The organism is Eubacterium maltosivorans (genome assembly GCF_002441855.2).
Taxonomy (GTDB): domain Bacteria; phylum Bacillota; class Clostridia; order Eubacteriales; family Eubacteriaceae; genus Eubacterium; species Eubacterium maltosivorans.
Genome location: NZ_CP029487.1, coordinates 736,864 through 748,992, shown reverse-complemented (window position 1 = coordinate 748,992; position 12,129 = coordinate 736,864). Strand labels below are relative to the sequence as shown.

Sequence of the window (12,129 nt, the reverse complement as noted above, 5' to 3'; positions counted from 1 at the left end):
GTTTTTTAATGAACAGAGTCTTTTTTTTTGCGTTTTTTTAATTCTTTCCGAATATTCAGCCAGATACGGATACTTGAGGAGACGATAATAATCCCCATGGCGAGTGCGCCGGCAATACCAAGCGTATGCAAACCTGTGTTGATGGCATCATCCACGCGTCCATTGATGAAATGCTCCATTGTGTAGTAGATGCCACCTCCAGGAACAAGTGGGATGAGGGCGGCGGCCAAATAAATGGTCGCTGGGGCTTTGAAACGCCTTGCCATAATTTCGGCGTAAAGGGAAACCGCTAATGTAGCGATAAAATACTGGGGAATGTCGTTAATAAAAAACCCATGCAGGCCTATATACAAAAACCAGCCCAAGGCGCCGCCAATGCCAGCGATGGCCAGTGCCTGACCGCGGATATTAAAGACTACGCCAAAGGCGACTGTGGCGGCAAAGGCATAAAAACATTGGAGTAAGAGACCGCTTTCCATAAGCTAAACCCCCAGAAACGGACGGAGGAAAGTCAGTGGAATAGCAGCCCCCACAGCAATTCCGGCTCCGATCAGCAAAGCCTCTGTCGTTTTTGTTACGCCGGCCAGCAGATCGCCTGCGATAATATCCCGCATAGAATTTGTGATGGCTAGTCCAGGTACCAAAGTCATGATGGTACCAATAATAATTTTGTCCATATTAGCGGCAAGTCCAGAACGGACAAACCCCAGAGCACAAAGCGCAATCACAGCGCCGCAAATGACATTTTCAAAGAAAGCATTAGTTTTGATTTTTTCCAGAGCATTGAAGATCACCTTTGTTAAAGCGCTGATAAAAAGTGCAGCAAAAGCATCTGATAGCGTTCCTTTAAAAAGCAGCGTAAAAAAGAAAGCCACAAAGGAGAAAGCCAGCACCTGCTTGATAAGGGAGTAAGGAGGAAAACGGCGAATCGCTTCGATACGTCTCTGAACTTCCTCATAGGGTGGGATAGTTGCGCACATTTCTCGGGATAGGGAATTCAGGCGTTCAACCTTATACAGGTCAGTTCCACGGCTGAAAATACGTTTAGTCAGTGTCAGCGGGGGATCGTCACCGACGCGGATTGTGATGATAATGGTGGTAGGAACTGCAAAAATTTCAGCGTTGTCCACACCATAGGCCTGGCAGATACGGCGCATGGAGTCCTCGACACGGTAGATTTCTGCACCGTTTTCCAAAAGCATATCGCCGATTTCCATGGCCACTGAGATGAGATGAGTTGGTGTCATGGCAGGCATTCCAAAATCGTGTCAAGAATCTGTCCAGCAACATCCTCTTTTGTCTGCTTTGGAAGTTCTGTGACACGGTCTTTTGTAATAACGGTTACGACATTCGTATCCCCGCTAAATCCCGCACCTTCTACCTTTAGATTGTTTGCGATCATCATATCAACGTTCTTTCGAATCAATTTGGCCTGAGAATTTTCCAAGAGGTTTTGCGTTTCCATGGAGAAACCACAGAGAAACTGACTCGGGCGTCTGTTTGCGCCCAGCCAGGCCAAGATATCCTGGGTGCGATCGAGAGCGATATTCATGGCGCCTTCTTTTTTCTTTACTTTTTCATCAGAATAATCGGAAGGAGTATAATCTGCTACCGCTGCAGCTTTGATGATAATATCCTGCTGCTCTGACCGGCTGCTAACCGCTTCAAACATATCCTTTGCGGAAACGATGTTGACCATATTTACAAAAGGAACTGGACGCAGCGCTGTTGGACCGCTGACAAGCGTGACCTCTGCCCCGCGCAGCATTGCATTACGCGCCAGAGAGTAGCCCATTTTACCACTGGAATGGTTAGTAATGTAGCGGACCGGGTCAATGGCTTCACAGGTTGGGCCGGCGGTTATCAGCACTTTTTTTCCAGCAAGATCTTTTTCAAAAGCGATTTCTTTTAGAATATGGTCGATCAGGACTTCTTCCTTGGGAAGCTTGCCATCTCCGATATCCTTACAGGCGAGGATTCCGCTGTCTGGCTGAACAATTTCAAAGTTATATTTTCTTAAAATTTCTAAATTGTCCTGAACGACCGGATTGTGAAACATGTTGGTGTTCATGGCTGGTGAAACAATTTTTTTACAGGTGCAGGCCAAAGCGGTTGTGGTCAGCATATCGTCAGCTAGACCGTGCGCCAGCTTGGCAATCACATTAGCTGTGGCAGGAGCGATCATGAGCAGATCAGCCCGTTTGGCCAGCGAGACGTGTGCAACGTTGTAATTAATGGTTTTATCAAAGGTATCGACAATACAGTTATTGCCTGTCAGAGTGGAGAAGGTCATCGGCGCAATGATCTCCGTTGCGTTGGGTGTCATAATGACATGGACGTCACATCCCCATTTCGCCAGTGCGCTGGCGACATTTGCCATTTTGTAGGCGGCAATACTGCCACTGACACCAAGGATAACTGTTTTATTTTTTAAGTTCATCTTTTGTGTACTTCCTTCGTTCAAATTTACTAGGAGATTATATCAAAAATAAAACCTTCCGTAAATGCAGTTTAGGTAAAAAAGACTTGAAAGGTGATCTTTTTTCATGTTAAAATAATCACGATTAAGCATTGTATCCGGCTCGACTGGAACGATAGCAGGAGGAAAATCGAATATGAAAACACGAACGACCAAGGAATTGGTCCAATTGTCACTTTTTGTGGCAATCATTGTCCTGATGGCAGTTGTCCCGTTTTTGGGATACATTCCGCTGGGTTTTACCCGTGCGACCATTATCCATATACCCGTAATTATTGGAAGTATTATACTCGGCCCAAGGTATGGAGCATTTTTAGGATTTGTTTTTGGTCTCACCAGTCTCGTGAACAATACTTTTAACCCAACGGTAACTTCTTTTGTATTTACCCCATTCTATTCGCTGGGAACCTACGATGGTAATTTCTGGAGTCTTGTTATTTGCTTTGTACCCAGAATTTTAGTGGGGATTGTTCCTTATTATATTTATAAGGGGTTGAAAAAAGTAAAGGACAATGATGCTCTGGCCTTGACCTGTGCTGGTGTTGGCGGATCGCTTACCAACACACTGCTCGTTATGAATATGATTTATTTCTTTTTTGGACAGAGCTATGCATCCGCAAAGGAAATGGATATCTCAGCGCTTTATGGCGCCATTTTGGCGGTTATCGGTATTAACGGTGTTCCAGAAGCGATTGTTGCCGGGGTATTGACGTTAGCGATCTGCAAAGCGCTTTTAAAGTACGGCGTTAAAAAATAATAATTCATCTAACTCACCGCATTCGTTAAAAGAATGCGGTTTTTAATGTTTTTAAGAGACTTTAACATAAAATATAGTATAATTGTTATAAAAAAAGGATGTGATTGTTATGAATAATGCATTATGGATAAAGGCTGTTGAATTTCACAGGCACGAGTGTCCCGGGCTGGCTATTGGCGTGCGCGTCAGCGATGCGGCAAAGGAAATGCTGCGCATTGGCTCATCGGAGGACGAAGAGATTGTGTGCGTTGCAGAAAATGACTCTTGCAGTGTGGATGCAATACAGGCCTTGCTTGGCTGTACCTTTGGAAAGGGAAACCTTTTATACAGAAATACAGGAAAGCAGGCTTTTTCGTTTTTTAACCGCGCCACAGGTGAGAAGTTGCGTATTTATCTGAAGGCCCGCAAAAAAGAAATGATGAGTAAGAGTGAATATCAGGAGTACCTGCTAAATGCGCCGCTTGATGAACTGTTTGACTATTCAATGCCAAAATTTGAGCTTCCTGAAAAAGCCCGAATTTTTACTACGGTCTTTTGTGAGCTTTGCGGCGAGGGCGCTCCAGAACATAAAATGCATCTACAGGAAGGTAAAATTGTCTGTGAAGACTGCTTCAACCCCTACAACAGAGGATGGTAAAAAAGAAGGCGCCGGAATAAAAATCCGGCGTCTTCTTTTAATTTCGGCTGAGCTGGCGGTATCGGCTGATCATCAGGCCGACTGCAAAGATAGCGATGATAAAGCCCGTCAGAATCACCATATCAGCGAAAACAGGGGACAGGGCTTCCATGTTAAAACTCTTCAAACCGATAATGGCATTGTTTGCTTTAATGTACCAGTAAGTTGGCGTAAAGCTGGCAATGGCCTTAACCGTGTCACCCAACAGATATTGAGGGACAAAAACACCGCTCAGAAAGCAGAGTCCGAGTGAGACCACATTGGCAACGGCACTTTGAATGTTGTAGTTTTTTATGAACTGACCTGTCAGGAAAGCAATCCCAAGTGCAGTAAAGGTCATAAGAAGAGCATTGGCGCTGCAGAGCAAAACCAGCGGCAGATTGTCTGGCGTAATGTCGTAAAGTATAAAGGCGACCAGAAGCATAAATGCCCAGACGATAAGGCCAAAAATCGTGCTGGCGATTGCCAGCTGTGCGTTGAAATTTTTAAGGCGCATAGGGGCACAACTGTTACGGCGTTTGATATCCTGATTGTTAAAGACCATCATAATCGAGGAAATGCCGAGAATCAAAACAGCCAGCAGAGCATAGGCAAGGTAATTAAAATAATAGGAATAGCTTGGAATCCCCTCCTCAATGGAAATCTGATCCAGCGTCACAGTTGTCTGATCATCCATACTAGCAGCTGTTTTTTTTGAGAGCTCCGCCTGACTGATATCTGGAATTCCCTTTAGGTAGAGCTGAGCCGTATTAAAATACTGATTGACAAGCTGACCCGACTGATACTCAAAATCACTGTCTGGGACTGTATTTTCAATAATTTCGGGATTTTCGCCCGCCATAAAGGCCTGGGTAAATCCTTTGGGAATGATTGCAATATAAACGACTTCTCTGAAAAAAAGCGCGTCTTTAAGTGTTGACGGATCATCCTTCAGCGGCACAATATCGGCATTTTGATCAAGATAATCGGTAAAGCCACGGAGAAGCTCGCTGTTTTCATCATGATTGACAATGGCCACCGATGGCTTTCGGGGTGTAAAACTCACATTGTTATTAGTCTGTGACATCATTGAAAATAAAACAGCCAGGCCGATGAAAATAACGATATAGATCATCATCTGCATAAGATTGCTTTTAATAATTTTAAAATAGGTTTTAAAGACTTGCATATTGCTGCCTCCGGATAATGAAGTAAGTAACGGTGGAAAAAATCAGCGCAAAAATGCACAGAATAGCGATACAGGTATAAAATTTTGATCCGCCGTCATAATAATAAAGACTGTAAAAGGCATCTGTAATCTGACTGACAGGATTGACTGCCTCAGCCCAGGGGACGCTTAAGCGAATACTGTACTTGATATCTGGCGACATCATGCCAGCCAGAAAGGACATGAGCATAGTGAATGCCACGAGAATACCCGTCTTAAGTCCCTCGCTTCCTTTTACCAGAACGCCTATCATTGTCCCGAATGTAATGCCGCAGACCGACCCGATTAAGCTAATCAGCAGGATTTCAGGAATATGGTTTCCCATCTCAACATTCAGCATAAAAACCATATAGGCGATAAGGATAAGAATTTCAATAAAGTGGATAGTGAGTGTCGCGCAAAAGTTAATGGCCAATAACTTGAACTTATGTGTGGGCGCGACAGCTAAGCGAGCAGCTTTGTCGGATAAATTAGCCTGGATATCAACCATATCCTGAAGCCCTAGAAATGCACCGTAAAAACAGGCCATTGCCAGCAGCGCGTAGTAACTGATGAGAAGTGTGTTCAGACTTTTGTCAGTCAGGGACCCGGCGGCAGTGTAGTCTTTGATGCTGCCAACCTCATCCATAAATCCCTGAGCAAAGGCCTGTGGATTTGACTGAGCGATGTCAGCAACTGTGTGATAAATTCGAATATACTGGTCCAGCACATTTTTGATAATGGTCTGATTGATACCTGATTCAGTCACTGTAAGCTCGGGTTTATCACCAGTCATGGCAACAATGCCTGATACCGTACCATCTGCAAGCCATTCCTTTGCTTTGCCGGTATCCGAGGTTAATGAGAGCTTAAAAATCGAGTCTTCTCCACCGGAAACAGCTTTCATAGTTTCCTTAAAACTTTCATTTTTCTGATAATCTTCGTTTTCGATCACGGCAACAGGAACCGCTTTAAAGTTATGGTCTGATAAAATATTACTGAAGGCAAAATGGAACAGTGTAGCCAGTATCAGCGGAAAGAGCAGTGTCCAGAAAACCAGTGCTTTATCCCGCAAAAGGCATTTTATACGGTTGGTATATAAAAGGGAAAACATTGGGAGGCCTCCTAATCTCTCAGCTCTTTACCCGTGATTTCGAGGAATACGTCATTTAGTGTTGGCTCCTCAGAAGTGACACGGCCAAAGCTGATTCCGTTATTTTGCAGATAGTTAAGCAGCTGCATTAAATTATTTTTCCCACCAGAATAATGGATTTCCAGAAAGTTGTTCTGGTAGTGGACCTTTGAGACAGAGTCCTGTGACTCAATGATGTGAAGATGAGCGTCGGAAAGATCAAAAATTTCGACGTGTACGGTTTCCGCTGAGCGAATCATGGCTTTCAGTTCTTCCTTTGTGCCCATGGCCAGTGTTTTCCCTTTATCCATAATGGCAATGCGGGTGCAGATCTGTTCGACCTCTTCCATATAATGAGAGGTATAGACAATTGTCGCTCCCTCCTCGTTAAGCTTTTGAATACCTTCCAGAATAGCATTCCGGCTCTGCGGATCGACAGCGACGGTTGGTTCATCAAGAATGATGAGCTTTGGCTTATGCGCAATGCCACAGGCAATATTTAAACGTCTGAGCAGGCCGCCACTGAGTTTTTTGGGCAGAAAGCGTTTGAAATCTTCAAGGCCGACAAAACGGATTGCCTCCTCGACCAGAGCGCGGCGTTCTTCCTTGTCCTTAATATATAGACCGCAAAAGTAGTTAATGTTTTCATAAACGGTTAATTCATTAAACACCGCGACATTCTGCATAACAATTCCGATATCCCGCTTGAGAGCGTAAGAGGTTGGCGTCATAGGTTTACCGAAAACCTCAATGCTGCCTTTGTCATATTTGAGCAGGGATAAGATGCAATTGATGGTGGTAGACTTTCCTGAGCCATTTGGCCCAAGCAGACCAAAAATTTCGCCTTCTCTGACCTCAAGATTAAAATGATCAACGGCGACGAGTCCACCGTAACGCTTAACTAAATTTTTAACATTGATGACCATGATGGTGCCTCCTGTATGTGATACTCTTATTTTACGCTGCCATCTTGGCTTTCGGTAGTGTCTTACATCAACAAAACGTATGACAAATGTAATTAAGAAAATAAATTTGTGTAAAAACTAAAAGAGTGGTATAGTAAAGTATTAAGAATTTTATTGAGGAGGAAGTTTATGAACAGCTTGTTTAACCGTATTACGCTGCTGATCTGTTCCTGTGCGCTGGTCGCTCTCGGCAGGATAAGCATCTTTTCGGTCGTTGCTTTTCTGGCTGCGGTGACAGTCTCAGCGTTGAACTACTATTTTTCAAACCGCTACTTCAAAATTGCAGCCATCGGCGTATTCACCATTGCTTCCTTTTATTGCACGGATTTTTTCTTTTACTATCCGCTCGTATATTATGATGCTTTCAGCAAGAGTGGCATTGGGTTGTTTTTTCTGGCAGGCACAGCTCTTGTGGTTAATCTGAAAAGCCTGCCCTTTAATATCGGGCTGATTTTGATTATTCTGTTTGGGCTGTCAGGTTTGCTTCGCAGAAACGAGGAGCTGGTTAACCGGCTAAACCTTGATTACCGTACCCTTCGAGACACAACGCGTGAAAACGCAATGCTGCTAGAGAGTAAAAATAAAGACCTGATGGAAAAACAGGATTATGAGGTGAATCTGGCAACCTTAAATGAACGAAACCGTATCGCCCGTGAAATACACGATAATGTTGGGCATCTGCTGTCCCGCTCTATCTTACAGGTGGGCGCACTCATGGCAATCCATCCAGAGGAGCCGCTTCAGGAAAATCTGGTTGAAATCAAGGATACGCTTTCCCAGGCTATGGACAGTATTCGGGATTCAGTGCATAATCTTCACGATGAATCTATTGACTGCCAGACTCAGATATGCTCGTTGATCGATGATTTTGATTTCTGCGAGGTCTCCCTTGATTACGGAATCGAAGGTAACCCCTCGAAGGAGCAGCGGTATGCCTTTATTACAATCGTAAAAGAGGCGCTTTCAAATGTTATGCGTCACTCAGATGCCAGCAGTGTAAAAATCTCCTTGAGAGAGCACCCGGCATTGTATCAGCTCATTATTGAGGATAACGGCAGTACTATAGCCTCAGGTCACAGCGGAATCGGTTTACAGAATATCGCAGACCGTGTAGAGGCTCTGAACGGCAATCTAAATATCCGTAGAGAGCATGGCTTTCACATTTTTATTTCCATTCCAAAGGAGGAATCCCATGAAAGTAATCGTTATTGATGATGACCGTCTGGTCTCAGTATCCCTTAAAACCATTTTGGAGGCGGATGCTGAAATTGAGGTTGTAGCGCTGGGAAACAGTGGAGGGGAGGCAATTGCTTTGTACGATGAGCATAAACCGGATATTTTGCTTATGGATATACGGATGGACGGTATGACCGGTCTTGAGGCGGGTGAGCTTATTCTTGCTGCGGACAGAGACGCCCGGATTTTGTATCTGACCACTTTTTTAGATGATGAATATATTATCAAAGCGCTCAAAATAGGCGCAAAGGGTTACCTGCTCAAGCAGGCCTTTGAGAGTATCGTGCCAGCGCTGAAGGCAGTTTACAGCGGACAGAGTGTATTTGGCGATGAAATTGTGACGAAAATTCCGATGCTCCTTGGTGGAGAAGCGGCTGTTGATTTTTCTTCTTACGGCATCAGTGAGCGAGACCTGGAAATTATTGAGGGAGTGGCTCAGGGGCTGAGCAATCGGGAAATTTCAGAAACACTTTTTTTGAGCGAGGGTACAGTGCGCAATTATATCAGCAATATTTTAGATAAACTTGAGCTGCGCGACAGAACTCAGCTGGCCATTTTTTATTTCAACCATAAGTAAGGAGGTTCTCTCCATGGATGACGAGATATTGAAAAAACAGGAAGAAAAGAAAATTTTTTCCGGTGAAATTACACCTGAGGATATGGATGAGCTGTTATATCCTCAGGAAGACAACCCTGAAAAAAACAAAAAACAAGTTAAAGAGACATTCAGATGGAAGTCGAGCAGCGAAAAGGAAGAGCGGCGGGTTCAGCAGATGACCGATTCAGCGGTCTTCAGACTGATGGACCGCTATGCGGAAAAATCAAAAAATGTCGCGCTCGAAAATGGCTCTGGCCAAAATGTGCGCCTTGAACCTACACTGATGATTACCGACAGCTACTGGTATGGCTCGTCAGCCAAGCTGTCTTTTAAGATAGGTGAAGACCGCCTTTATGTTGTAAAAGATCTGAGTGCTTTTATGGCGGCTTTTGATAATGGAGAGGAAATTCGATACGGTAAAGCTTTGGTATTACGCCATTTTGAAGAAAATTTTGATGAGCGAAGCCGTAAGTATCTTCATTTTCTTAAAAGCTTTTATAATGAAAGCAATAACCGGGCTTTGGCTGTGTATAAAAAGAGCTTCAATGATAATGTAAAGTACATGTACCTTAACGGTCCTATGCTTGACGCATATATGGCAATATGGGACAAAGAGCCAGAGCTGCCCGTTGATATTGAAGGCTCAGTCATGCTTGCCTCAATTGTACAGTCCAACGCGCATATCAGTATTCGAATTTCAGATATAGGAAAATCCTATATCATCGAGCTTTTAAATGACGAGGCATTGGTGCTGGATGGGCAGGAACGGCTCTATATCTGTGAAAAAGGAAAGATTTATTATTGCGATCCTTCCTACAGTCGCAATACAAGAGATTTTCTGAAGGCGATTATCCGCAATAAGCTGACAATGACTGTGATGAAAGAGGATATGAAGGGCTTTTACAATACGGTTTTATCCAGCCTCGAACAGTACTTCTCCTTTGTTACAGACTGTGACATGAGCGCCTATGAGCCTAAACCACTGGTGGCTAAGGTCTATTTTGATGCACCCCAGGAGGACTTCGTTATGGGAAAAGTGTTTTTCAGCTATGGTGATGAGGAGCATGAAGCATTTAAACCAAAGGATATGATTAAAAGCCAGGATCTGCGTGGTGAGTATCAGATAGAGCAGCTCATCAAAAAATATCTGGACAGCTATGATGCTGTCGGTAATTTTGCGTATATTGACGGTGATGAGGACAAGATTTTTGATCTTTTCAGCGAGGGATTAGAGACCATATCCTCAAAGGCAGAAATTTTTGCGACAGACCAGTTTAAAGGCTTTAAAATTAAGCCGCCTGCCACTGTCCGTGTTGGCATAAGGGTAAGCGGCGATCTGCTTGATCTGGAATTTGATCTGGATGGCCTTGATATACATGAATTGACCGAGGTGCTGAGCTCATACCGTCAGGCCAAAAAGTACCACCGGCTTCGGGATGGCAGCTTTATTAATATCCAGGATAATGCGCTGGGTGAATTTTCTGAGCTGGCGGATGTATTAAGTTTGAACGCAAAGGAGATAGAACGGGGGACTGTGTCGGTACCGAAATTCCGTGCGCTGTACCTGGATGCCCTGTTTAAGCAGAGTGAAGGAATTAAGTATAATCGGGATACCATTTTCAAGCAGATTGTCAGAGATATCAAAGATGTCTCTGATTCTGACTTTGAGGTACCAGCCTCGCTGAAGCCCATTCTGCGCAATTACCAGAAAACTGGCTTCAGATGGCTCAAAACCATTGCGGCGTATGGATTTGGTGGTATTTTAGCAGACGACATGGGGCTTGGAAAAACACTGGAAGTAATTTCTCTGCTGCTGTCTCAGAAAGAAAGCGGGGCACAGACTACCTCACTGGTCGTCTGTCCTTCATCGCTGGTATTAAACTGGGAGAGTGAAATTGCACGTTTTGCGCCTGAACTTAAAGCAATTGCCGTCATGGGAACTGCTACAGAACGCCGGGATAAAATTGCCGCAGCTGCCGAGGCAGATGTGCTTATTACCTCATACGATCTGCTCAAAAGAGATATTTTGTATTATGAAGACTTGCATTTTCATTATGAAATCATCGATGAGGCCCAGTACATTAAAAACCATAACACACAAAATGCTAAATCTGTTAAGGTGATCAACAGCGCAGTCCGTTTTGCTTTGACGGGTACGCCGGTAGAAAACAGCCTGGCTGAGCTCTGGTCTATCTATGATTTTTTAATGCCCGGATATCTCTATACTTATCGGAAGTTTCGTGAAAAATTTGAAATACCGATTGTCCGCGAGCAAGATAAAAAGACGTTGGAGCGGCTGAACAAGCTCGTATCGCCCTTTATTCTCCGGCGTCTCAAAAACGAAGTTCTCAAGGAGCTCCCTGAAAAGACGGAGACGACTATGTATGCATCTATGGATGGTGAACAGAAAAAGCTCTATCTTGCGAATCTGGCAAAAAGCAGGGAGGATCTGGCCTGCGAGTTGGATGGAGGCGATTTTGAACGCCGGAAGCTTATTATTCTGGCAATGCTGACAAGGCTTCGCCAGATCTGCTGCGATCCGTCACTGGTCTATGAAGATTACACTGATAAGAGCGCCAAGCTAGAGCTCTGTCTGGAAATTCTCGAAACCTCTTTAGCTTCTGGACACAAGGTGCTTTTATTTTCCCAGTTCACTTCGATGCTTGAAATCATTGAGAAAGAACTTATTAAGAGGGAAATCGGTTTTTACAAGATTACAGGGCGGACAAAGGCTCAGGAGAGACTGCGCCAGGTTAACGCTTTTAACGAGGATGATACGCCAGTGTTTTTAATTTCCCTTAAAGCTGGCGGGACAGGTCTCAACCTGACTGGCGCTGATGTAGTCATTCATTATGACCCGTGGTGGAATCTCAGCGCACAAAATCAGGCCACCGACCGCGCACACCGTATAGGACAGATGAGCAGCGTCCAGGTCTATAACCTTATTGCAAAAGACAGTATTGAAGAAAAAATACAAAAGATGCAGCAGGCTAAAGCTGAGCTGGCAGATTCGATTATCCGTGAGGGTGAAGGGGCCATTGCCAGCATGTCTAAAGACGAGATTATCGGTCTTTTCGAATAGCATAGAAAGGAAGTTCAT

At 44.2% G+C, this 12,129-nt stretch carries 11 protein-coding genes; 5 read left to right on the top strand and 6 right to left on the bottom strand.

The genetic code is table 11. The annotated features are described in order from the left end of the window. Positions 1 to 5 precede the first annotated feature (5 nt). The 3 genes from CPZ25_RS03715 to coaBC are packed head-to-tail and all read right to left on the bottom strand — an operon-like array spanning position 6 to position 2,440. Complete coding sequence (locus tag CPZ25_RS03715; protein ID WP_096919835.1) at positions 6 to 479, bottom strand: threonine/serine exporter family protein; 474 nt, start codon at positions 477 to 479, stop codon at positions 6 to 8. A gap of 3 nt (positions 480 to 482) precedes the next feature. Then, on the bottom strand, positions 483 to 1,247 hold the full coding sequence (locus CPZ25_RS03710) for a threonine/serine exporter family protein (RefSeq protein ID WP_074616825.1): 765 nt from the start codon (positions 1,245 to 1,247) through the stop codon (positions 483 to 485). Then, positions 1,244 to 2,440, bottom strand: coding sequence for a bifunctional phosphopantothenoylcysteine decarboxylase/phosphopantothenate--cysteine ligase CoaBC (gene coaBC / locus CPZ25_RS03705; protein ID WP_096919836.1), 1,197 nt, complete (start codon positions 2,438 to 2,440; stop codon positions 1,244 to 1,246). Before coaBC ends, CPZ25_RS03710 begins: the two co-directional genes overlap by 4 nt. 175 nt (positions 2,441 to 2,615) lie before the next feature. Here coaBC and CPZ25_RS03700 point away from each other — a divergent pair, with 175 nt between their 5' ends. After that, entirely contained in the window at positions 2,616 to 3,236 is a 621-nt protein-coding gene (locus CPZ25_RS03700) for an ECF transporter S component (RefSeq protein WP_058694553.1), read from the top strand. A gap of 109 nt (positions 3,237 to 3,345) precedes the next feature. After that, on the top strand, positions 3,346 to 3,873 hold the full coding sequence (locus tag CPZ25_RS03695) for an FmdE family protein (RefSeq protein ID WP_096919837.1): 528 nt from the start codon (positions 3,346 to 3,348) through the stop codon (positions 3,871 to 3,873). Between the two features lie 37 nt (positions 3,874 to 3,910). On the opposite strand, the gene CPZ25_RS03690 is transcribed toward CPZ25_RS03695, so the two are convergent. The 3 genes from CPZ25_RS03690 to CPZ25_RS03680 are packed head-to-tail and all read right to left on the bottom strand — an operon-like array spanning position 3,911 to position 7,156. After that, complete coding sequence (locus CPZ25_RS03690) at positions 3,911 to 5,080, bottom strand: ABC transporter permease (protein ID WP_096919838.1); 1,170 nt, start codon at positions 5,078 to 5,080, stop codon at positions 3,911 to 3,913. Then, a complete protein-coding gene (locus CPZ25_RS03685) occupies positions 5,067 to 6,212 on the bottom strand; it encodes an ABC transporter permease (RefSeq protein WP_096919839.1) in 1,146 nt (381 codons plus the stop codon). The genes CPZ25_RS03690 and CPZ25_RS03685 overlap by 14 nt, the downstream gene beginning before the upstream one ends. A gap of 11 nt (positions 6,213 to 6,223) precedes the next feature. Continuing rightward, positions 6,224 to 7,156, bottom strand: coding sequence for an ABC transporter ATP-binding protein (locus tag CPZ25_RS03680; RefSeq protein ID WP_058694557.1), 933 nt, complete (start codon positions 7,154 to 7,156; stop codon positions 6,224 to 6,226). A gap of 168 nt (positions 7,157 to 7,324) precedes the next feature. On the opposite strand from CPZ25_RS03680, the gene CPZ25_RS03675 reads away from it, so the two are divergent. Genes CPZ25_RS03675 through CPZ25_RS03665 form a run of 3 tightly spaced genes read left to right on the top strand, consistent with a single transcriptional unit; the run spans position 7,325 to position 12,111 of the window. Further along, on the top strand, positions 7,325 to 8,407 hold the full coding sequence (locus CPZ25_RS03675; protein WP_074616828.1) for a sensor histidine kinase: 1,083 nt from the start codon (positions 7,325 to 7,327) through the stop codon (positions 8,405 to 8,407). After that, positions 8,388 to 9,008 carry a response regulator gene (locus CPZ25_RS03670; RefSeq protein ID WP_096919840.1) on the top strand — a complete coding sequence of 207 codons (621 nt, stop codon included), beginning with the start codon at positions 8,388 to 8,390 and terminating at the stop codon, positions 9,006 to 9,008. Before CPZ25_RS03675 ends, CPZ25_RS03670 begins: the two co-directional genes overlap by 20 nt. Before the next feature lie 13 nt (positions 9,009 to 9,021). Continuing rightward, positions 9,022 to 12,111 carry a DEAD/DEAH box helicase gene (locus tag CPZ25_RS03665; protein ID WP_096919841.1) on the top strand — a complete coding sequence of 1,030 codons (3,090 nt, stop codon included), beginning with the start codon at positions 9,022 to 9,024 and terminating at the stop codon, positions 12,109 to 12,111. Positions 12,112 to 12,129 lie beyond the last annotated feature (18 nt).